Origin of the sequence: Streptomyces auratus (assembly GCF_050433025.1) — a bacterium.
GTDB classification, from domain to species: Bacteria; Actinomycetota; Actinomycetes; order Streptomycetales; family Streptomycetaceae; genus Streptomyces; species Streptomyces sioyaensis.
In genome coordinates this window covers 3,398,956-3,421,294 of record NZ_JBNGCB010000003.1, presented here as the reverse complement: position 1 = coordinate 3,421,294, position 22,339 = coordinate 3,398,956, and the positions used below count along the sequence as shown (strand labels likewise).

The following is a 22,339-nucleotide window of genomic DNA, read 5'->3' as shown; positions in this document are numbered from 1 at the left end:
GCGGGGGCGATGTCGGCGGCGGTCACGGCCGAGGCTCCGTCTGCGGTGGGTCGGGCATGCCCGGGGCCGCCGTGACGGGGCGTCTGGTTTCCTTCGCACGAACGGCCGTGACGAACCGAAGCCCTCAGCATCGGCGGATCGCCCGCTTTACGCGCGGAGCCGAGGTCGACCGCCCGCTTGTGCACCGTCCACGTCGCCCACCCGGACGACCGGGCCGGTTCAGCGTGCGGGAACGCTCACCAACGCACCGGCAGACTGCGTACACCCCGGACTCTGATGCCCGGCAGCCAGTCGAGACCGGCCGGATCGACGTCGAGCGCCAGGTCGGGACAGCGGCGCAGCAGGGTCAGGATCGCGACCCGGCTCTCCATCCGTGCCAGCCCGGCACCCAGGCAGAAGTGGATGCCGTGGCCGAAGGCGACGTGGCCACTGCGGGTGCCGGTCCTACCGCGGTGGATGTCGAACGTGTCGGGTCGCTCGAACTGCGCAGGGTCACGCCCCGCCGCCGCGATGCTGACCAGAACCGTCTCCCCTGGCGGGATCTTCGTGGCGCCGTAGCTGACGGCCTCAAGGGTGAACCGCTTGGTCGACGTCTCCACCGGGCCGTCGTAGCGCAGCATCTCCTCGACCGCCTGGTCGATCAGTCCCTCCGGGTCGGTACGCAGCGCCGCCAGTTGTTCGGGGTGTGCCAGGAGCGCGCGTACGCCGTTGGTGATCAGGTTGGCCGTGGTCTCGTGGCCCGCAACGATCAGGATGAACACCATCGAGTGCAGCTCGGCGGCCGACAGGCGGTCGTTGTCCTCCGCGGTTGTCCGCAACAGCGAGGAGATCAGGTCGCCGGTGGGCGTAGAGCGGCGCTTGTCCTCGATCATGTTCTTCAGGTAGTCCGTCAGGGCCATCCCGGCCTGCGCGAATCCCCGGCTCTTCCACCAGGCGATGGTGTCCGGTTCGGCCGGCACCAGAACCCGCTCCGTCCAGCCGCGGAAGTCCTCCCGGTCGGCGAACGGGACCCCGAGCAGTTCGCAGAGCACGGTGATCGGCAGCGGGGACCCCAGCGACGGGACCAGGTCGGCTCGCCGCCGCCCGGCCACCATCTCGTCGAGGAGACCGTCGGTGATCTCCTGGACGCGCGGGCGCATCGCCTCCACCCGGCGCGCGGTGAACTCCCGCGAGACGAGCCGTCGCAGCCGCGTATGGTCCGGCGGATCGGTGATCAGGACGTGCCGCTCGTCCTCGCTCGGCGGTTCGAGGGACTTGGCCAGACGTGGATCGGCCAGGGCCGCCCGGGCCTCGTCGTGGCCGACGATCAGCCAGAACCGGTCCCCGTCGGCCAAGACGATCTCGTGCACCGGCCCGGCCTCGCGCAGCCGGGCGTAGTAGGGGTACGGATCGGTGAAGAAACCGGGGCCGTACGCGCTCAGGTCGACGGTCACCATACGGAGGACGCCGTCTCTTCGTGCTCGGGGCGACCGGCCGGATGTTCCAGGCCGGTGAGGTAGTCGAGGCCGGCCAGCGGCTGGTCGGTGAAGAACCGCAGCACCAGGTCGGCCCAGTCGGCATTGCGTTCCAGGAAGGACACGTGGCAGGTCTCGCGAATGGTCGTGAACGCCGCGCCGTCGATGTCGGCGGCCATCCTCCGCGCCAGGTCGGGGGGAGCGAGGTCGTCGTGCTCCCCGGTCACGCACAGGGCGGGTATCCCGGAGATCCGGCCCGGTAGCGTCGCCGGATGGTCGACCAACCGCTGGGCGACGGCGAGGTACCGCACCATTTCAGCCTCCGACGCCGTGCTCAGATGGTCGAGCAGAGCGCGCCGGACGGCCTCCCGATTGCGTACGGTCCGGGTCGGGTCCCCGTTCACGCACAGTTCCACCATCGTGCGGCCGAATTCGTCCGCCCGGCGCAGCCCCAGCCAGTGTTCGAGTTCGGCGGCCCCGCGACGTGCGGTGTCGCCCCACGCCGCGCCGGTGAGCATCAGCCGCGCGAGCCGCTCCGGGTACTCCTGGGCGAACCGGTGCGTGGGCGCGGCGCCCAGGCTGACGCCGAGCAGATTGATGCGGGGCAGATCCAGTTCGTCGAGCAGATAGGCCAGCGCGCCGGCGTCGAAGTCGTACCCGACGGTCCGCGGCACCGGATCGGGCGAGTACGAGCCCGGCGGCTCCATGCAGATGACGGTGGCCGAGTCGTGCCAGTACTTGTCGTAGCGATGGTAGCTGCGGATGTTCTGGAACGCCCCGCACAAGACGACTATCGGCTCGGTGACCGGTGTCGGGCACTCAACGATCCGGCAGGCGAATTCGTAGCCCTGGTACGAGAATTGCCTGACCTCTTCGGCCGCAAAGCTGTCGGCCATGGTTGCGTTCTCCGATCCGCCGGTGGCCCGGCACGGTGAGGGAATTGCCGGCCCGCGGGCGGGTCCACGCCAACCTGCTCGACCGTCTTCCGGGCGTACGTCGGCAGGTGGACCAACGGATGCCGGTCGGCCAGTGGAATACGGGGTGATGGGGGGCGAGGCCGGATCATGCGGTGACTTCTTCGACAGTTTCGGCCGACGGTGCGCGCGGTTTGCGGCCGAATACGGTCAGCACCAGTGCGACGACGACGAGCGCCGCACCGGCGGCGACGGGCAGCGCAGGCCCGGAGAAGTCGAGCAGCACCCCGGTCAGTGCCGCACTCAGCGCGCCGCCGCCCGCGGTTGCCGTCGCCATCCAGCCGAACGCCTCCGCCCTGCGGTCCTCCGGGGACGCCTCGGCGATCTGCTCGTAGGTGGCCGCCAGAGTCGGCGCGATGGCCGTCCCGCCGAGGAACAGCACCACGACGACCAGCCAGAGGGGCACCGTGCCCAGAACCGGCGGGAGCAGGACAGCGAGAGCGGCCATCCCGACAGCCATCCCGGCCACCCGCAGCGCCCGGGGCAGTTCCCGGGCAAAGGTGCTCAGTGCGAACCCGCCGGCCAGCGAGCCGGCCGTCCAACAGGCGGTCAGCACCCCGGCCAAGGCGGGACGGCCGATGTTCTGCGTCCAGGCCACCACCGACAGGTTGACGGCGAAGATCGCGGCCGTGACCAGCATCGAGATGGCGACCACCCGGACGAAGGGCCCCTCGGTCAGCAGGGACCGCTGGGCGAGCCGCTCGCCGCGCTGCGGCAACGGCTCACCGCCCACGCCGGCGCGGCCGAGCGCGGCGGCGAAGACGAGGGCCGAGACCAGGGCCAGCAGCCCCGTGACACCGACCGCCCAATACGGCCCGGCGACGGCGATGACCAGGGAGGCGAGCAGCGGCCCGGTGGTGGTGATCACCTCCGACGCGGTCGCCTCAGCCGTGTAGAGCGTGGAGGTCAGCTCCGAGCCGACGATCTTGGGCCACACCGCCCGGCTGATCTGTGACACCGGCACGGCACTGAGCCCGGTCACCAGCGCGACGACCACGACCACCGGCCACCATGACGCGGGCGCCCTCGCCGCGAGCGTCACGATCACGGCCAAGCCCGTCGTGTAGCCGACGCCCGTGATCACCAGCAGCCGGACGGTCGAACCGCGGTCCGCCGCCCGTCCGCGCAGGGGCCCGGCCGCGCCCTGTCCCAGGGTCAGTGCGCAGCCGACCAGGCCGACGACGACGTACGAGTTGCTCCAGCGCACCAGCATCAGCGACAGCGCGATCGGTAGAGCCGACACGTTGAGCCGGCCCAGCATCGACCAGAGGAACAGCTGGGGCAGACCGGGAACCCTCATCAGGTCCTTGACGCCGCTCATCGGTTGAGCCACGTGGAGTCCTTCCTGGAGGGTCAACGTGGGGGCCCCTGACTCAACCAGAGCCAGCGACGGGGCCAAAACCCCTACGAGCCCCTAGTAGGGCTTGGTCGGGTTGGTGTGGCGGCGGCGTGTCTTCTTGATCGGTGGTGTCGTCGATCGGGTGTGCTGGGTGGGGAGTTGGCCGCAGTCCGGTGTGATCTGGAGGACTTCGCGGCGGAGATGTTCGAGCCGTTCGGGCGGGTGGATCAGCGCCGGTGGGGTGCGGTCTATCTGCGGGGGCTGCTGCTGGGGGTGCCTGTTCACCGGGACCGTGCATCTGGACCAAGTCCGGCTGGAGGGCACCTGCTCCTTCAACCAGGTCCCGTCCGGCACGCACTGGCGTCGCTGGCACCCTGTGCGGTTCACCCAGCGCCGCACCCTCGCTGAAGAGCACCACTGGCGCGCGAGCCAACCGACAGCAGTCCGGGGCTGGAACGTGTCGGTGTTCGGCGCCGGACACGAGCTTCCCTGCGGAGTGGGACGGGGAAACCCGGCGAGCAATTCGATGTCCTCGCCCAGCTCGTACGCGCGGACGCCCCTTCGTGCGTCGGCGGTTCTCCCGGGAGCGTTCCTGCCGGCGTACGTGTCCGGACAGACGGCCAGCCGGACGCACGCACGGACCGCCGGGGCCGCGGGCCACAGCGTAGACCCGCCCGGTGGCGGGCAGAGTTCGACGAGGTCATGGCTCGATTGCGGGCAGGTTCAGACGGGTTGAGCCCCGGGCTGCGTCACGTGCGGACCTGCTCGGGCTGCTGTCGGGCGTCGAGCGGAGAAGTTGCCGGCAATGGGCCGAGCAGGCGGGCGTTGCAGCACTTCGAGGAGGTGCTGCAGAAACTGACGGAGCGGGAGGGATGTCAGGCACGGGCGCTGGAGCGGCTAGTTTGTGTGCAGGACTGGTACTCAGGCTCGTGGTGGCAGGGGTACACGGGGGACGAGAGGTCGGGAAGAGTGTCGCTGCGCGAAGGTGATCCAGCCGAGATCGGTGGTTATCCACTTGAGGCCCGGCTCGGCTCGGGTGGCATGGGCACGGTCTTTCTGGCCCGTACGAGTTCAGGGCGACCTGTCGCGATCAAACTGATCCACCCGCAGTTCGCGGCGGACGACGAGTTCCGCACCCGCTTCCGGCAGGAGGTGGCGGCGGCGAGGCGGGTGAGCGGCGCGTTCACCGCCGCCGTGGTCGACGCTGCCCCTGAGGCCGAGCAGCCGTGGATGGCGACGAGCTATATCCAGGGGCACACGCTCTCCCGGCGCATCGCCACGAAGGGCCCGCTGAGCGGAGCGGAGCTGAGGAGGCTCGGCATCGGGCTGGCGGAGGCGCTGCGGGACATCCACCGGGTGGGGGTCGTCCACCGTGACCTGAAGCCCTCGAACGTCGTGCTCTCACCCGAGGGCCCACGCGTCATCGACTTCGGCATTTCGCGCGCCGTGGACCAGCAGACGCTGACGGTGACAGGGCGGGTCATCGGTACGCCGCCCTTCATGTCCCCGGAGCAGTTGCAGGCGCCGCGTGATGTGGGACCGCGGTCCGATGTCTTCTCGCTGGGGACGCTGCTGGCGTACGCGGCGACGGGCCACGGGCCCTTCGACGCGGAGAGCCCATACATCGTTGCGTATCAGGTGGTGCACGGGGTGCCGTCGCTGGAGGACGTGCCGGTGGCCTTGCGCACGGTCGTCGAGTTGTGCCTGGCCAAGGAGCCCGATGCGCGCCCCTCGGCGGACGAACTCCTCGTGCTGTTACGGGACCTGCCGGCCGACCTCGGCCAGACCGACGCGAGGGAAGTTGGTGCGGGCCGCACCCGCGACATGATCACCCAGCATCACTTCGCGGCGCCGGCCACCCCGGCGCCGACTGCCCCGACCGCCACCCCGGCCGGTCCCGGTACGGGGAGCGTCGACACCTCCCTCGGCCGCCGACCGCGTGGCCGATGGCGTCCCGCGCTCGCGGCTGCGGTCGCGGTCACGGTGGCAGCGATCGGTGGAGGAGTCGCGGCACTGACGGCGGGCGGCTTTGGGGGGAACAGCGGCGGCGACCAGGGCAACAGCCTTGCGGCCCCGGTTGCCGCACTTCCGGACGGCTTCAAGCCGTGGCACCGGACCGTGCCGGGCGGTCGCGAGGACCTACCCGACGAGCTGCGTTGCGTCGCGCACGGCGACGCGCTGTTCTGCGGGGGCGGCGGTGTTGTCGCGGCCCGTATCAGGGCCAAGGACGGCTCGCGGGTGTGGACGGCGAAGAGCCCCGGCGTCCCCGTCAATGGCATGTACCTGGTGGGCGCCACCGACGACACGGTGCTCGGTTACCGCTTCGCCGCCCAGGGCGCCCCGCAGGACCCTCGCAGCGAGGTGGTGGCCATCGACGCGAACAGCGGCCGGGAGCTGTGGTCCGTGCCGTCCGGCGCCCAGTCGACGGCCGTCACGGGTCGGACTCAGGACGCCATTGTGATCGGCTCCGACGTCGTGACGGTCGACGCTTCCCACTCCCGCTTCGAGGCCCGCAATGCGCACAGCGGTCAGGTCACATGGAGGTCGCCATTCCCTGCGGGTAAGCAGTGCGCTCCCGTCCCGGTGGGCCCCCAGCTCGTCGCGATGTGCGCGACGGATGCGGAGGTGGATGCCTTGGCGGTGCGCCACCCCACCCTGTACCCGGTCGACCGCGCCTCGGGGACACTGGGCAGGCCCATCACGGTCAACGGCCCCGCCGTGCCGATGGGCGTCGCCAACGGCAGGCTCGTACTCCTGCACGTGCACATGGGGGGAACGGAGCTGGACCGCTTCAACGGGGTGGCACGGGTCGACCCGGCCTCGCAGAAGGTCACGTACTCCCGCCTGGCCACGACGTACACGGGGACGCCCGGCATGGCGGGCAGCACCGTCTACGTGAGCGGGCAGACCGGTCTCGTCACGGCACTCGACCCCGCGACCGGCCGGAAGAAGTGGTCGCGGCAGACTGGCGTGGAGGGCGCGTCGGGTCCTGTCGCGGGAGCCGACGCACTGTATTTCAGCTCGGCCACCGGACGGGTGGTCGCGCTGTCGCCGCACGATGGCAAACCCCTGTGGACAACAGATCCGCAGGCCGATGGGTTGACGGGCGAGCAGGGCGCAACCCCGCGGGTGACTCTTTCGGGGCGTGCGGTGATCGTGGCCGCGGCCAAGAACACTCTCTTCGCTTTCGACGCGCAGAAGCCGCCAAAGTCGGGCTGACCCCGGTGGCTGGACCGCGGCTGCCACATCGCCAGGCAGTACCGCGGGGACCTCCGCCGCTGGCACCACGTACCAAGATCCGGGCCAGGTGCGGACCAACTCGGCTTCAGATCGGGCATTTTGACCCGTTGCAGCACCACTATGAGCGCTGTACCACCAGCAGACGAAGAATCTGTTGGTGAGCTACTCGGCGAAGAAGCTGGGGTTCTTCTAGACGCAAAGAAAGGGCGCCTGACCAGGGCAGATGCCCGGCAGGCGCCCTTGTCGGGATGCACCTGGGCCGCCAGACGAAATTTGGCCTTACTCCCGGTTCCTCCCACCCCTGGCCCACGTCTGACCAGCTCTTCCGGGGCATTTCCGGGCCAACTCCGCCCTCAGGGACCCGCTGGCGCGTCCTCGCACTCGTCCCACCGCTGCATGGAGTCCTCGATCAGGCGGTTCGCATGATGGCGTGCTTCGGCGAGGAACTTGGCGTAGTAGCGGAAAAGAACCTGGATGCTCTGCCCGGCCCTACGCGCGCACTCGGCCGGGTCGACCCCGGAGGCCAGCCAAAAGGAGATGCCCGCATGACGCAGGTCGTAAGGCCGCTGCACCAGTTCAAGGGCAAGCTCATCGAGGGTGAGCGCGGCCTCACGTGCTCGGCGCCACGTTATGCCGTACGCCGAGGCATCGATGTAGTTCCCCGCCGCGTTACGAAACACGCGTCCATCCGGTGCCACGCCAAAGCGTTCTAGGTGTTCGCGGAGCATGCGGACGAGGACAGGCGGAATCGGGACCGGTCGTGTGGCCTTGGCCGCACGTCGCTTCAAGGAGTGGATCTCATGAACGGCGCCGTTGTCGGTCCACTCCTTTCCCGCTGTCACGACACCGCCCTTGAGGTTCAGCAGGCCCCAGCCAGCGGCAGGAAGGCGGCACTGGGACTTCTGCAGGTAAATGACTTCGGCGGGGCGCATCGCCGCGTAGTACATGCAGCCGAAGAAGGCATACAGATGTGGGCCTCGACCAGAGAGCGCGTTGACTGCGGCGAGCAGCCGGGCGACCTGGGCAGGGTTCGGAACGCATTCCGGATCGACTTCGTCGGCAACCGCGGGAGGAGTCCAGCGCAGTCCGGCAAGTGGGTTTTGCCCGAAGTAACCTCGCTCGACGGCAACACCGAACACTTCGTTGATGGCCGCCTTCTTCCACTTCACGGTCTTCGCCGCTGCGGCGCTCCCGTCGACCTTGCGGCACAAAGCATCAAGCCCTCGGCGCAGTACGTCGGGCTCCTCGAGCTCGCTGACCGGTAGGGAGTGCCGTTCCAGCCAGTCCAGTGCCGCCTTCCATTCCTCCCGCGGATCGGAGTTCCACGCCTTCTTGTTGAAGGCCCACGAATAGAGGGCACGGCGCAGTACTCGCGGCGGCCTGTAACCGGCTCCCGGGTCCACGAGGGCCGGCGTAATAGTGGCCAGAGCATCGGCGAGTGTCCGGCGAGTATTTCCAGGGGTGCGGTCCCAACGCTGCTCGATGTACTCGCGCGCTAGGACATACCACGTGGTCCGCTGCTTCAGAGCACGCAGCTCGGATGCCGGCAGGCCGGTCCGGGTATCAAACGGCTCACCGTCGCGAGCCGCTGTCATCAACTTGGCGCGTCGGCTCTCTGCAAGCCCCTTAGTGAGGAAGGACTCAGACTTTTCTCGGCCGTTGACCGTCCAGCGTATTTCAAATCCCTTGCGGCGGTCTTGACGCTCGCGTATTTCCCAGAAGCGAACCTTGTAGCTCATCGCCATGCAGGCGTATCCCTTTCACACGCTTCCCACCACGCGTCCAAGTCGGCGCGGCGACAGCGTAGTTCTCCATTGGGCAACTTGATCATCCGTGGCGCCATACCTCGGGCCCGAAGGCGATAGAACGCGGACGGGCTCATACGGATCTCTGCAAGAACCTCGGCAAGTTTGAGCGCAGGGGGGCGTGGCATCGAAGTCTTTCTCAAGTGACGTGTGAAGAACGCGTCAAGCGCAGCGGTCAGCAGCCCCTCGCGCCCCTTCACGTGGGACGGACAGGCACCCCGTCCTTGACAAGCGAGGAAACACCTACCGCGTCCGCTACGGCTCCACCACCAAGCACAGCCGCTGCGAACACCACAATGTTCTTCACGATCGCCGGTTTGGCCAACCGGCGATCGTGGTCTATGTTCCGCTTGCATCTCGCTGGGAGGTTCCTCGACCGCCAGCCACGGCACCAAACGGTAGGACCTCAATTGCTCGATCCCCTTCTGGCCTGCGACCAGTAGCTCTTACTCGCAGAGGTACTGGAGCCTCGCGGCAACAAAACGCCCGACCGACCGGTTCTGCCATCACACGGCTTACCGATCCGGTTTGCCTGGCCGCAAGGCAAGAACGCGGTGGTCGAGGCGGTACCCCCGCTGCGCCAAGTCCTGTCCGAAAATGCCAGTCGCGCAGACGCACAAACAGACAGCCGACGAGAGCGCCTGTAGTTGGATTGGATGGTCACGGCCCACGCGTTACCTACGCCCAGGTTGAAGAGAGTCGCTGCGGTAGCTGGACGGATCGGAGCGCGTGCATCGGCAGAAGAGAATCCTCATCGGGTCACCCGGTAAGCCGCTCACCGGCCTTATGTTTCCGAGGTGTTGTACGTTGACATAGCCCCGGAGAGGGTTCCAGTCTTTCGAGATTCTTTCGCGTCTGCCGTGGGCGGAATACCAACACGGAACCGGATGTGGGCAGCACAATCCACCGTAGCGGAGCCGCGGACCGGACTCAGAGCGCCGCCCGCCTCGTCCCAGTTGGCTGCGGCTCTTGACGCCAGGCCGCTGTACGTCATCGCTCTCCTCCGATCGCGGGGATGGGCGAAGTTGGCCGCGTTCTCGAGTGCCGGCGCGGCGCGCTCCAACGGGCTGTTCAAAGCAGATCCCGTCAACTGGTATTGGTCCGGCCCGTCGGCGCCTGGACGGCGCGCTCCTCCGCGCTGGAGGCTGAGTCATCACGACCCATCAGCACGCTCACGAGCGCACGAGGGAACTACCGGATGGGGCGACCGAAGGCCCTACATCACCGCTGGGTGGGCTGCCGCTCGTGGCGCAGGATCGTGTGCACGACGGAGTCGCGCCACTGCCCGCCCTTCTGAATGTGCTCGCGGATCGTGTAATCCTCTCGCATGCCAGCCGTGATCATCGTCTTGGCAGACGCGGAGTTGTGCGGGGCTCGGGCGCCCCAGATTCGGTGCAGCTTCAGCTCGTCGAAGCCTACTTCGAGCAAGAGCTGCACAGTTTCGGCTCCGTAGCCAACCCCCCAGGTCTCCGGACGCAGGGCGAAGCCGATCGTGGCGGCCTGATGCTGGTGCGGGTCGAGGGCGAGGCGAGCGAACCCGATCAGTCCGGCCGTGTCCCGTTCGATGACGGCCAGCGCGTACTCGTCTCGCGGAGTCGCCGTGGCTGCGGCGATCGACCGAGCGACGATCAGCCCGACTTGGTCACGCGAGCGCGGCTCGAAAGACAGGTGCTCGGTCGCTTCCGCGCTGCCGTAGATCGCGTGAACCGCATCCACGTCGTCGACAGTGAGCTCACGGAGCTCCAGACGTGGGCCGCGACGACTGATCGGGTACATGGTTGTGGACTCTACCGGTGCTCAGCTCGGCAGAGCAGGGCGCGCGGGCCGGTACATCTCGATCTCCGCGCGCAGGTCGCGGGCTACGGCCGCGTCGTGGACAGGGCCACGGTACAAGGCAGCGCGGACGCGGTCGGTCGAGACGACGATGCCGTTGTTGCGGTGGCTGGGCGCAAGCTCCAGGACGGGACGGACGGCTTCGGCAGCACCGTCCAGGTCGTCGCCGTACAGACGCACCAGGGCAAGATTGCACTGGGCTCCGGCCTGGTCTCCGAATGCCCAGTTCGGATCGGAAGGGTCGCTGAATCCATCGACGGCTTCCTGAGCGGCACGGGCGACACGGGCATCCCCGTGACCAAGCAGGACGTCAGCCTCGACGGCGTAGTACCGCTGCTTGATCTCCGGGTAGGTGAAGAGACCGCCAAGCGCGTCCAGTTCGTCTGGCACGACCTGTTCGCGCAGGGCGAGGGCCCGCTGGTTGGCCGTGCGGACGGTGTCTTCGACGCCGAGCAAGGCGGCGGCGCGGGCTTGGAGTCCGTACAGCCACGGGGTCACGGTGCCCCGCAGAGCCTCCGCTGCTGCTGCGCCCTGCTGGGCGTAGTGAAGTGCGTCTTCGGGGCGATTGGCCCAGTAGGCGATGAGGGACTTCAGGCCGTCGGCCAGGGCTGTGAGGCCGGTGTGCTCGGCCTGGCGGGCGAGGAAGCTCGCGGTGCGAGCCTGCATCATGGCAGCCTTGGGGTCGCCGATGTCGTGGGAGCCCTTGGCCATCATGAAGCTCAGCACGCCGGCCATGAACAGCAAGTCACGGGCCTGGGAGGGCCTGGCTCGGCCGCTTTCCAGGAGCCGGAAGGCTTCCTCCTGGCTTTGTGCCAGGTCGTCCCAGATTTCCGACAGCGGGACCTTGGGGTATGCCTCCGCGAGCCGGGACACCTCGTCACCGAGGAATCCGAGGGTGTCCTCGCCTACCAGCTCGCGTTCCGCCCCCATGGCGAAATCCATTGCACGCCTTGCAGCCATTACGCCCGTCCTTCTCATATCGCGCAGATCCACGCCGGTTTCGGCATGGGTAGCGGCCGTACCAAACTGCGAGGCCGGTTCCTGGGGCCCCGGGTCTTCTGGCACCGGTGTCCACAACTGCTTGATGGTGTGGCCGAGCAGGTGCACCAGGACTCGTCGCGCATCGACATTGGGTTGGCGATCGCCGTAGTACCACCCTTGGAAGGTCCGCTTGGCCGGCTCCAGCCTCGCCAGGGATTCAGGGCCCTCACGCTCTGCAACTTCCCGCGCTGCCTGCTGGAAACGAGGCAGGAACACGTCGTAGTCGTGCCACTCGCGCTCGTCGAGCAGGTGCCGGAGCAGTGTGCGCATGGTGCTCCCCTTCTCCCTGACGTTCAGTACGTCACCACCGCTGACGGTAGAGCGCCGTCTGGTTCAACCTGCCCCGGATCGACGGTACTTAGCGAAGCCGGCACTGATCTGGCGAATGAGCGGCGAAAGTCCGGCGACCGGCGTTCCGATCCGGCGAAAGTCCGGCGTCGAAATGGGGCTAGGTATGACCAGGTTCCGCTTGCCAGGCTCGTAACGCTCCTCGCTGAGAGTGCACAAGCGGCCACCGAGGTGGCATCTGCACTGCTCCGGCAGGCATCAGGAGGAGACTCCCCCACCCTGTCCACCTGGGAGGCACACAATGAGCCCCGCCACAGCCGTCGCGCGGGCCGCTGCAGACACACTGCCGCAGTCCTCGACCTCGCGTTCCTTCGAGGTGTCCTTCGCCCCAGCTCCGGCCTGCGTCGCCTGCATGCGCCGCATCACCGCCGCCTTCCTGGATTTGTGGAACGTGCCCGGGCCGCTGGCCGAGAACATCGTGCTCGCCGTCTCCGAGCTGGTCACTAACGCCGTCGAGCACGGCAAAGGAGGTGTCGGGCTGCGGGTCCGGTACCCCGACAACGAGCTGCGCATCGAGGTCACCGACGGCAACCCGACACCGGCCAAGATGCGCCGCGCCGCCGACAACGACGCGTCGGGCCGCGGCCTGCTCCTCGTCACCGTCCTCGCGCACGAGTGGGGCGTCAGCGACGGCGGCACGACGACGTGGTGCGTCTTCCGTGCCCCCGCTGGGAGGTCATGATGGTCGCTTTCGGCATCGCAGCCACCACCGAGTTGCGGGGGCGACCGGTTTCCAAAAGGGACGTGGGGAAGCGCAGACTTGCCCATTTCCTCTCCCGCTCCCTCGCTGACGAGGGTATCCCCGACGACTTGATCGCCACCCTTGAAGAAATCCTCAGCGGCCGACCTGGCGTCGCCACCCCGGCCCGGCAGGTCGACGGCCTCTTAGTCAAGCTCGGCTTGCCTGCACCACGCCGACGGCCACCTGAGGTCGCTCCACTGAGCCCGGAGGATGCGGCGCGGATCGCCGACCGGTTCCGCCGGTCCACGCGCCTGCTTATGCAGGTCGCCCCGCACCGCGTCGCGTTCTACCCCACTGAGGAGCTGCGCCTCCTGATCGCCTTGCGCAACGAACGGCCGTCTCCAGGCGAGGCGCTGTCGCACCTGCGTCGATACGCCCTCGCGATCGTGGCTCTGCTCGACCTGATGGGAGACGACGAGGAATGACGACTCTGCTGGAGGTCATCACGGCCGCGGTGCACGGGGATGAGCATCAGATGGTGCGCGAGGATGCCCGGCAGGTGATTCTCGCGGCGCGCGAATGCCTGGATGGTGTCGACACCGCGCTCTATGCCAGCGTTCATGTGCCGGCAGTGGAGGCGATGATCGCCAATCTCCTGCCGATCTGCACAGGACGCGCCGGGCAATCCTCATCGGCTCTGGCCGCAGTCGAACATGCCCGCGTTCTCATCGATGGCACCCACGTCAGCAAGAGCTACCCGGCACGACAGCGGCTGCGCGTCCTCCTCCACTCTGCGCACCGCCTCCTGACGATCAGCCAGGCCAAGCCCCGTCGCCTTCGGTGGAGGCGACGCCTCAACTCCTCCTGGCGCCGGTGGATGGCCGGCAGCCGCGAGGGACCAGACCGGCACCCCCACCCCAGGTGCCCGGGGCTGCTGGCCAGCCTGCCACGACCTGCCCTGAAGTGGGTCGGCCGGAAGCGACAGCCCAGCTCACCCCGACGGCGTAACCAGACCCCCGATCCCGGAGTTCTCCCATGTGCCAGCATCAGCCCCCGTGCCCGTCAGCCGACGCCACTGATCGGGACGCCGCGCACCTGGTGGCGCACCACCCGGAGCAGGGCTGGTTTGTTAACTGCACCTTCTGGCACTCGTTGGGCGAGACGACATTCGTCTGCTCAAGGAGGCCCGCGTGACGGGGAGCCTGCACCACCAGCTGATCGAGGGGCGGACCGACGTGCCTCGGATCGGCTCGGTGATCCAGCTGGAGACTCAGCACCCGCCGTACATGGTGATGGACGAGGCTGGGGATCCTGTCGATCCGGTAGTGCCCTACCTGCGGGATCTATCGCTCAGCGACAACAGCCCCTGACGGGGAGAAGTTACGCATACGACCTGCTGCGGTGGTTTCGCATCCTTTGGTTCCTCGGCGTCCCGTGGGAGAAAGCGGTGGAGGCGGAGGTAGCCGCCATAGTGGGATGGCTGCGCACGGCAGCGAATCCTCAGCGCCGCCGGAGCAACCCGGCTTCGCCCCCGCCTGGCTCAGTCAACCCACGCACCGGCAAGCGGTACCTTCAGGTTGGCTACCAGCCCACCACGATCAACCATTCAGCAGCTTCTACGACTTCCACCAGGAGCACGGCCGCGGACCGGTTCTCAACCCGGTGCCGCAGTCCGCCGCCCGCAGGCAGGCTCTTGCCCATCACAGTCCGGATGAGCCGGGCGGCCCTTCCGCCGCGCCCGGCTGAGGCAGCGGGTGCCCAAGGGCGACCCGCGGGCGATCCCGGACGCAATGTGGGACGAATTCTTTGCGGCGATGAACCACGACCGAGACAGGGCCGCTGTGCTGCTCTATGTCTCCAGCGGGGCCCGCGCCGCCGAGCTGCTTGGGATCACGCCGGAGGACATCGACTGGCAAGGGCAGATCGTCTACGTCACCTCCAAGGGCACCAAGCTGCGCGAGCCGATCCCCGTCAGCTCACAGTCCCTGGTGGTGCTTGCCGCCTATCTCGACTCGGCCGGGCTGCCGCCGGCCCATGATCCGGTGTTCCGGGCCCGGTGTGGGCCGGAGAAGCCGCTCAGCTACTGGGCGATGCGCCGTGTCATCCAGCGGGCCAACGCCAATCTGAAGACCAACTGGGCATTACATGACCTGCGGCATACGGCAGCCGAGCGCATGGCCAACGACCCGAACCTGACACTGGTCGAAGTGCGAGCCGTGCTCCGCCACAGCGACCTTGCCACCACCGGGCGCTATCTGCGGGCCCGTGTCGAGGACCTCTTCGATGCCCTGCAAGCCCACTACAACCGGCCGCGCGTCCGACCGAGCATCGCCCCGGGCTACGACCCCGAGGACTTCAAGGTGGTGTTCGGTGGCTGACATCTCGACGGCTCAGGACACCTACACCAGCCGCAACCGGCGCACGAACTACCGCGAGGAGCCGTTCATCCCGGCTCCCGCCTCCCGCTTCGACACCTCGATCAAGGCCGCCCCGGCGCCTCCGCCCAAGGTCCACCCGGGGCCGTTCGGCGACCTGTCCCGGGCCCCGATCACGGAGGTCTGCCGATTGGTGAAGCGGGACGTCCGGCCGTCGAACTGCCCCCGCCGTCTGCGAGGGCTGGAGCGGCTGCTCGGGCACCTCCAGCAGCATGCCGGCGACACCTGGCAGCAGCGATGGAAGGCCGCCGGCTTCGACGCCGACCATGCCCCGTCCGTCACGGGCTTGCGAGCCAACAGATTCCAGGACTACCCGAGCCCCTTCCGCAAGATCCATAACGATCGCTATCTGGACGAGTTCTTCGAGACGGTCGAGGCGGCCAAGCACTTCCGGGACGTCCACAAGTCCAAGGCGAGGTTCGATGTCGTGGCCGCGCTGACCACGCAGGGTATTGCCCTGAAGGACCTGACGCCTTCGGCCCTGCTGCACTACTCGGTGGAGTGCCGGCGCTTGGGCGTCGTCCCCAGCTCCACCGGACGCACTGGCCGGTTCGCCGCCCTCGGGGCCTGGCAGGTGCTGCACGCCATGGAGCACTTCCCGCTGGGGACGCCGCCAACGTTGCGCGCGTTCATCTACACCGGCCAGCGAACCGTCACCCAGCTTGTCGACCGCTATTCGATCAGCCACCAAGGCGTCCGCCAGCTCCTGATCGACTACCTCACCCGGCGGCAGCCGGAGATGGACTACGTCTCACTCGAAGCGCTGTCCCGCCGCCTGGCGAGCCAGTTCTGGGCGAAGATCGAGAAGATCAACCCAGGCCAGCAAGACTTCGTGATCGGCCCGGACCTTTACGACCAGTGGCGGGCTGAGATCCAGGTCTGGGACAAGCATCGGACCAAGCAGCGCATGGACACCTCCGGCATCCTCCTCGCGGTCCGTTCGTTCTACATGGACCTGCACACCTGGTCGATCGGCGAGCCCGAGCAGGCCGTGAAAACCTGCCTGCAAAACCGACAGCGCCTCGGCGGCGTAGGCAGCCGTGTCGGGCAGGAACATGGAGCTGGCGTAGGTGGGCACCCGGTCGCGCGCAGGTCCGAGCAGCTTGTACACCGGTAGTCCAGCCTGCTTGCCAACGATGTCCCAGCAGGCGTTGTCGTAGGGCCCGTAGGCGTAGATCGGGACGTGGTTCCATTTGCGGTTGAACTTGCGGAACTCCTGCCAGTTGCGTTCCCGGTCGAATGGGTCGCGTCCGAGGAAGAACGGCTTCACGGTGGGGAGCACGGCGCCGTTAGCGACGGCATTCAAGCCGCCGAAGCCGAAGGATGTGCCCATGAAGCCGTCGTGCGTACGCAGTGTCACCACGAGGAAGTCCGGTGTGGATCCACCGGGAAGCGTCGCGGCGAGGACCGGGTCCGCAGCGTCAGCACGGCAGGCGCGGATCTCGATGTGCTTGATCTGGGGCATGGCGCTCCAATAGCAGCACGGCCGGCCACGGCGGTCTGGCAGGCCGGGATCGGCGAGGTGACGCCCACGCCGGCCCATTGAAGAGGATACGAAATATAGAACCTCCGACTTCATGTACGATTTTAGCGGAGGCTTCCGCAGCGTCAAGGCCGCCGCCGTGGGAAACCCGATGCGTCCTGCCGAGAAGGGCATTGTCACCGCCGGCTTTCTTGCCGACCGGCACGGAGGGATGCCGGCGCAGGGCGCGGCAGGTGCCAGCAGCCGGCCTGCATTCAGGTGCGCTGCCCGGCGCCGCGCAGGCGGATGCGGCCGGGGTGCCGCAGGCTTCGCAGTGTGCCGGAGGCAGTCTCGGCCGGGGCGCTCAGGGCGGTGGCACGGTCGACGAACTCGCCGTCGAATGCGCCGCCTTCGAAACGGTTGGCGACTTTGTCCCGCTCAGCCTCCGCGAGGTCGGGGAGTTCATGCTCCAGCGCGGTGTGACCGTCTCCTCCGAGACAGTGCGGCTGCGGTGTCTGAAGTTCGGGCAGAGCTACGCCAACGCGCTACGCCGCCGGCAGCCCGGGCCTGGCGGCACGTGGCACCCGGACGAGGTCGGCAGGGCCGGTGGACAAGCAGCGAGCCGGGCACCGCGGCCATCCGCCTGCATGCTTCCACCGCATCGCGGCCACGCGATCTGCTCAAGATATTGACACCAAGTGTCGTGCATGTAACATCCGGCATCAAACACGATCCGCGGAGGATACACCGTGGGAAAGCGAAGCAGCACTGCGTTAACGCGTCATGAACTGGTTGGTGCAGGCTCCGGCAGCCCTGACGGGCTTGGTTACCGCCTTGGCAGCCCCGTAGCGCATCGACGAGCCCAGTAGAACCTCTGGGTCGACCTCGGAGCCCTTGTCTCCGGCACCCCGCCGCTCAACCCCGGCAGGAGCGATGGCCAAGCTGCCGCTCTACGCCCCAACGTGGCCCTCGCAGGTCTGATCGCCACGATCTCCGTATCTCCCTTCTCTCAGCGCCCTGGTCAAGAGTCTGCTCGAAGCGCCCTCAAGGGCCGATCACGAGCGCGATTCTGTGCGGCGGCATCACCGGCCTTGTGTATCGAATGTCCGTGCGGGGCGCAGCTGCCCCGCACAGCGGTCCACGGTGGCGGGATCGTCGCCACCCACCTGTGTATGGCGGTCCCGAACACCACGTCCTGCGAGTCCTTCACCCTGGCCAATCCCGTGCAGCGAGAAGCGGCCGTCGACTCTTGGGGTCTCGTTCCACGCGTGCACGGCACCGGGATCGGCCACGAGGGACGCGGGAACGCGTCGGTGCTCCCCCCCCCCGCCGGACGCGGACGCTTCATCGCCTGAGCCATTGCATGCACCACCCCGCACACCCGCTCCACAATTCAGCAGCACAGGAGAGTGATCCACATGACAAGACGCAAGGTTCCGCGGGCTCGCCGGGCGATAGCCCGGCTGTCCGCGGTACTGATCGGGCTGACGGCATGCTGGGGTCTGCAACCCACCCCGGCGACCGCGGCTGTGCAGGCGACGTACTACGCCTCACCCAACGGCAGCGGCACGACCTGTACGCAGGCGGCCCCCTGCACCCTGGCGCAGGCGAAATCGACTGTCCGGTCGCTGACAGCGGCCATGACCGGAGACCTCGTCGTCGAGTTGGCGGGCGGGACCTACGACCTCAGCTCCACCCTCACCTTCGATGCATCCGACTCGGGCAAGAACGGCTACGACGTCATCTACCGGGCGAAGGCAGGCCAGAACGTCGTACTCAGCGGCGGCACCGCCATCACCGGGTGGAGCGAGACCGACGCCACCAAGCACATCTACACGGCCGCTATGCCGGCCGCCCTCACCAACACCCGGCAGCTCTGGGTCAACGGCCAGCGCGCCGACCTCGCCAGCGCAGCGGCCAGCTCCGTCTTCGGCGCGATGACGAATGACACAACAAATAAGGTATTCACCTTCACCGGTAACGGGACCGACAGCTGGGCACACCCCGAAACGGCCAACCTCGTTTACTCGGGAGTCGGCAATCCGTGGAGGCATTCGGTCTGCCCGATTGAATCGATCTCCAACAAGACTGTCGCCGCGAAGAAGCCCTGCCAAGACAACGCGTACAATGGCAGTAACTGGGGCGCCCTCGGTTTGCCCACGGCCGTGGAGAACCACAAAGAGCTGCTGAGCTCGAAGGGCCAGTTCGCCATCGACCCGGTCGCCCGCGAGATCTACTACATCCCGCGCGACGGTCAGAACATGACCACCGCCACGGCCGTCGCAGGCAAGCTGGACACCCTCGTGAACCTGGCAGGGACCCCGACCAGCCCTGTGCAGCACATCCAGTTCACCGGCCTCGGTTTCAAGTACGCCACCTGGCTCCTGGACAACTATGGCCTGGTGGACGCGCAGGCCAACGTGCGCTTCACGAACAACGCGGCGGACAGGACGTCTACGAGTACGACGTTCGGCAAGGATAACGTTGGCTTGCTCCCGGCGAACGTCACCTGCCACTCCTGCGAAAACGTCACGTTCGGCGGGAACACCTTTGAGCACCTCGGCGGCAGTGGGCTCGGCTTTGACGGGGGCGGCAAGAACAACTCGGTGACCGGCAATGTGATCACCGATGTTTCAGGCAATGGCGTCCAGATCGGGGCCGGCGACATCTACAAGCAACCCGCCGCGATCGAATCCGACTACACGGTGAAGAACAACTACGTCCACAACGTGGCCAACGAATACATCAGCGGCGTCGGCATCCTGGCCACGTGGGTAAAAGGCACCCACATCGAGCACAACGACGTCTTCAACGTCCCCTACACCGGCATCTCCCTGGGCTGGGGCTGGGGCATTTACCCTGCGACCAGCACCATGGTCGACAACCACGTCGACAACAACCACATCCACAACGTGCAGACCTCAGCGATGAGGGACGGCGGCGCGATCTATGTCCTGGGGACTCAGGGGTCGTCCCCGCGCTCGACCATGAACGGCAACTACGTCGAGCAGGACTCCCAAGACTTCGCCTCGCTGTACCTGGACAACGGATCCAGCTACTGGGACGTGAAGAACAACGTCGTCGGCGGCTACACACCGCACTGGGCTTTTGTCCAGAACGGAGCTCCAGCCGCGCATGACAACGACGTGCAGAACAATTACGCCGGCTCTGACGCAGGGCGCTCCCACAACTCGACCGTGCCGGACAACCAGAGCACCCCGCCGGGCAACAACACCGTCGGCCTGACGACCTGGCCGACAGCGGCACTGAACATCATCTCCAACGCCGGACTCGAGCCCGCGTACGTCGGGCTCCTGAACGGTCTGGTACAGACGAACCTCGCGTACAAGACGACGGCCACCTCCTCCACCGACTACTCATCCGGCTATTCGGCCTCCAAGGCGAATGATGAGAGCGCCGGAACCCTGTGGAGCTCGACCTCCGTTGACGCCAATGCCTATTGGCAGACCGACCTCGGCGCCTCACACACCCTGTCGGTCGTGCAGATCCTCTTCCGCCAGGACTACGACTACGCGACCCATCGGCAGAACTTCGAAGTCTGGGTGTCGAACAACAGTGACATGTCGGGGAAGACCGTTGCATGCACCGTCGGCGGGACACCACTGGCCCACAGGAGCACCTACAACTGCCCGGTGTCCGCAGGGTCCTGGCGGTACGTCAGAGTGGCCAAGACCGACGGAACGTCGTTTGCCCTGGGGGAGGTAAGGGTGTTCGGCGCAGAGAACAACGTCGCCCAGGGCAAGACGGCGACGGCCTTTTCGACGTGGTCGCCCAGCTTCCCGGCATCCAGCGCCGTCGACGGCAACTCCGGCACCATCTTCGCCAGCCAAAACGGCGCGACCCAGTGGTGGCAGGTAGACCTGTCGCAGCAGTACACCCTGTCGCAGGCACAGATCGTCTTCCGCCAGGACGCCTACGACTACCCAACCGAGCGGCAGAACTTCGAAGTCTGGGTGTCGAACAACAGTGACATGTCGGGGAAGACCGTTGCATGCACCGTCGGCGGGACATCGCTACCCTACAAGAGCACCTACAGTTGCGCGCTGCCCGCAGGGCCCTGGAGGTACGTCAAAGTGACCAAGACCGACGCCACCGCGCTTGTCATGGCGGAGGTGAGGCTGTTCGGTCACTGAGCCGCCGCAGCGGCTGAGCGGGCGCAGGATGCTTCGTTGGCGACGACGAAGCATCCTGCGCCCACGCCCGGCGACGCGCGGCAGTCCCGGCGTCAAGCGGTCCGCCGAAACCGTCGACACCGAGCGCCAGGCGCCGCTGACCAAGTGCGGCGGTCAGCGGCACCGCGACGGTACCGGCGCCGCCGGATACGCAGCCAAGGCCGAGACCGTGCGGTTCGCCTGTCAGTACGGCGCCGACGGCCTCGAAGATCCTGGAAAGGGCCGCCTCACCCTGCGGATTGGCGTACTCCTCCCGCGCCAACCGCGCCTACACGCGCAGACGCAAAATCAAGGCGGTGATCCCGGAGAAGACCCACCAGGCCGCCAACCGCAAGAAGAAGGCGCCCGATCAGCCACGACGCCATGCTCTACAAAGCCCGCAACACCGTCGCGCGGCCATCGACAAGTTCCAGGAATGGCAGAGGCTGGCCACGCGCTACGACAAGACACCCGAGAGCTACGCCGCAGGACTGCACCTGCGCGGATCCATCCTGCGGCTGCGCAGCCTGCCAACACCCCGTGATCCGGACTCAGCTTGACGTTTATCCTCGGCGGGCTTGGTGTTCCTTGATCGACTCGGATCGTTTGACGGTCTTGCAGACGTCGTGGCGCTTGGCCCGGTGCTTGTTCTTCGAGCCGGGAGGCCGTCCCGGGCCCGGCTTGGGCGGTTTCGGTGCGGTGCCGGACGGGCCGCCGCCGCACGGACGTTGCGAAATCCCCGGCGGACGCGTGCGGGAGTGAGGCGGCAGGGCTTGGCGGGTCGCTCCCAGGGACGGCGAAGGTCCTCGGCGAGGGGGCGGGCCAGGCGGAGCTGAGTGTGGGCGGCGACGATGAGCCAGGTCCACAGATCGGCGCTGTCGGCGTGGCGGACCTTCGGGGCAGTCCAGCCGAGCGTCTGCTTCAGGAGCCTGAAGGTGTGCTCAAGATCGAATCTGCGGAGGAACGACTGCCACCAGCGTTCCACGTCCACCGGCGTCGCGGCGGTGGCTGAGCACCACAGCCAGAGCGGTTTCGGGTCGCGGTCGCCCGGCAGACGCTCGACCTTCAGACGCGCCAACGTGCTGTGCAGGACGGGCAGTTCCTTCTCGGCGTGGTCCAGCCATGGGCCGCGGTGGGTGAGTCTGGGATGCATCCGGTCCCAGGCCATCGCTCGGCCTTGCCATAGCGAGTGGTGTCCGTGCCGGTGGTGACGTCGGGCTGGTGCCAGCTGTCGGGCTTGGCGAAGGTGAGGACGCCGCCGTGCCGGCGGGGCCGCCCGCCCTTCGGGCCGGAACGCGCGGGGCCTGCGTCGCGGAGCATGACCCGGTCCGGGCGCGGGCGCCCGACCAGCACGACCGGCAGGTCGGCCAGGACGTGGGAGAGGTAGGTGACGTCGTAGCCGGCGTCCATGACGATCAGGATCTCGGGATCTCCTGGCTCCCACGCTCCAGGGGCAGTGGGGGGCTCCCGCCACGGTCATGTGCCCCTGCGGGTACCAATGGCCACTCGCACCCCGCCATAGCTCGGCTCGGCCGAGGCGTGGCTTTGAGGCGC

Annotated in this window: 14 protein-coding genes and 5 pseudogenes; 10 read left to right on the top strand and 9 right to left on the bottom strand. The window is 67.6% G+C overall.

Translation table 11 applies throughout. The features are described 5' to 3' along the window. Window positions 1-236 precede the first annotated feature (236 nt). From BKA18_RS34740 to BKA18_RS34730, 3 genes are all read right to left on the bottom strand, one after another. Window positions 237-1,436: a cytochrome P450 family protein gene (locus BKA18_RS34740; protein ID WP_366044887.1), complete on the bottom strand. Its 1,200-nt coding sequence runs from the start codon at window positions 1,434-1,436 to the stop codon at window positions 237-239. Continuing rightward, window positions 1,430-2,350, bottom strand: coding sequence for an alpha/beta fold hydrolase (locus BKA18_RS34735; RefSeq protein ID WP_366044886.1), 921 nt, complete (start codon window positions 2,348-2,350; stop codon window positions 1,430-1,432). The genes BKA18_RS34740 and BKA18_RS34735 overlap by 7 nt, the downstream gene beginning before the upstream one ends. A gap of 166 nt (window positions 2,351-2,516) precedes the next feature. Next, entirely contained in the window at window positions 2,517-3,761 is a 1,245-nt protein-coding gene (locus BKA18_RS34730; RefSeq protein ID WP_366044885.1) for an MFS transporter, read from the bottom strand. A gap of 150 nt (window positions 3,762-3,911) precedes the next feature. Between BKA18_RS34730 and BKA18_RS34725 the strand changes: the two are divergent. Further along, window positions 3,912-4,037: pseudogene (locus BKA18_RS34725) on the top strand (IS701 family transposase); the annotation flags it as partial. Between the two features lie 699 nt (window positions 4,038-4,736). Continuing rightward, the gene (locus tag BKA18_RS34720) at window positions 4,737-6,986 is read left to right on the top strand and encodes a protein kinase domain-containing protein (protein WP_366045101.1); all 2,250 of its coding nucleotides are present in this window, start codon (window positions 4,737-4,739) and stop codon (window positions 6,984-6,986) included. A gap of 374 nt (window positions 6,987-7,360) precedes the next feature. Here the strand turns inward: BKA18_RS34720 and BKA18_RS34715 are convergent, their stop codons facing one another. The 4 genes from BKA18_RS34715 to BKA18_RS34700 form a co-directional block, all read right to left on the bottom strand. After that, the gene (locus BKA18_RS34715; protein ID WP_366044884.1) at window positions 7,361-8,752 is read right to left on the bottom strand and encodes a site-specific integrase; all 1,392 of its coding nucleotides are present in this window, start codon (window positions 8,750-8,752) and stop codon (window positions 7,361-7,363) included. Then, complete coding sequence (locus BKA18_RS34710; protein ID WP_366045100.1) at window positions 8,743-8,940, bottom strand: helix-turn-helix transcriptional regulator; 198 nt, start codon at window positions 8,938-8,940, stop codon at window positions 8,743-8,745. Before BKA18_RS34710 ends, BKA18_RS34715 begins: the two co-directional genes overlap by 10 nt. Window positions 8,941-10,033: 1,093 nt before the next feature. After that, window positions 10,034-10,588 (bottom strand): GNAT family N-acetyltransferase, encoded by a 555-nt coding sequence (locus BKA18_RS34705; RefSeq protein ID WP_366044883.1) that lies wholly within the window; start codon window positions 10,586-10,588, stop codon window positions 10,034-10,036. A gap of 21 nt (window positions 10,589-10,609) precedes the next feature. Next, window positions 10,610-11,956, bottom strand: coding sequence for an NsdA family TPR-like regulatory protein (locus BKA18_RS34700; protein WP_366044882.1), 1,347 nt, complete (start codon window positions 11,954-11,956; stop codon window positions 10,610-10,612). Window positions 11,957-12,275: 319 nt separating this feature from the next. Here BKA18_RS34700 and BKA18_RS34695 point away from each other — a divergent pair, with 319 nt between their 5' ends. The 6 genes and pseudogenes from BKA18_RS34695 to BKA18_RS34670 all read left to right on the top strand — a co-directional run bounded on the left by BKA18_RS34695 (window position 12,276) and on the right by BKA18_RS34670 (window position 16,268). After that, complete coding sequence (locus BKA18_RS34695; protein WP_366044881.1) at window positions 12,276-12,716, top strand: ATP-binding protein; 441 nt, start codon at window positions 12,276-12,278, stop codon at window positions 12,714-12,716. Then, entirely contained in the window at window positions 12,713-13,201 is a 489-nt protein-coding gene (locus BKA18_RS34690) for a hypothetical protein (protein WP_366044880.1), read from the top strand. Before BKA18_RS34695 ends, BKA18_RS34690 begins: the two co-directional genes overlap by 4 nt. A 550-nt stretch (window positions 13,202-13,751) precedes the next feature. Continuing rightward, window positions 13,752-13,853: pseudogene (locus BKA18_RS34685) on the top strand (DUF5999 family protein); the annotation flags it as partial. Between the two features lie 53 nt (window positions 13,854-13,906). Then, the gene (locus BKA18_RS34680) at window positions 13,907-14,086 is read left to right on the top strand and encodes a hypothetical protein (RefSeq protein ID WP_366044879.1); all 180 of its coding nucleotides are present in this window, start codon (window positions 13,907-13,909) and stop codon (window positions 14,084-14,086) included. A 444-nt stretch (window positions 14,087-14,530) separates the two neighbouring features. Beyond that, window positions 14,531-15,094: a tyrosine-type recombinase/integrase gene (locus BKA18_RS34675; protein ID WP_366044878.1), complete on the top strand. Its 564-nt coding sequence runs from the start codon at window positions 14,531-14,533 to the stop codon at window positions 15,092-15,094. Further along, window positions 15,087-16,268, top strand: a complete 1,182-nt coding sequence (locus tag BKA18_RS34670) for a hypothetical protein (protein WP_366045119.1) — start codon at window positions 15,087-15,089, stop codon at window positions 16,266-16,268. The genes BKA18_RS34675 and BKA18_RS34670 overlap by 8 nt, the downstream gene beginning before the upstream one ends. Before the next feature lie 36 nt (window positions 16,269-16,304). Here BKA18_RS34670 and BKA18_RS34665 read toward each other — a convergent pair. Next, window positions 16,305-16,484: pseudogene (locus BKA18_RS34665) on the bottom strand (hypothetical protein); the annotation flags it as partial. 1,547 nt (window positions 16,485-18,031) lie between these two features. On the opposite strand from BKA18_RS34665, the gene BKA18_RS34660 reads away from it, so the two are divergent. Both BKA18_RS34660 and BKA18_RS34655 read left to right on the top strand, forming a co-directional pair. Further along, complete coding sequence (locus tag BKA18_RS34660) at window positions 18,032-20,767, top strand: galactose-binding domain-containing protein (protein WP_429638743.1); 2,736 nt, start codon at window positions 18,032-18,034, stop codon at window positions 20,765-20,767. A gap of 281 nt (window positions 20,768-21,048) precedes the next feature. Then, a pseudogene (locus BKA18_RS34655) lies at window positions 21,049-21,345 on the top strand (IS5-like element ISAs34 family transposase); the annotation flags it as partial. A 3-nt stretch (window positions 21,346-21,348) separates the two neighbouring features. Here BKA18_RS34655 and BKA18_RS34650 read toward each other — a convergent pair. After that, window positions 21,349-22,240, bottom strand: a pseudogene (locus tag BKA18_RS34650) (transposase); the annotation flags it as partial. Window positions 22,241-22,339 lie beyond the last annotated feature (99 nt).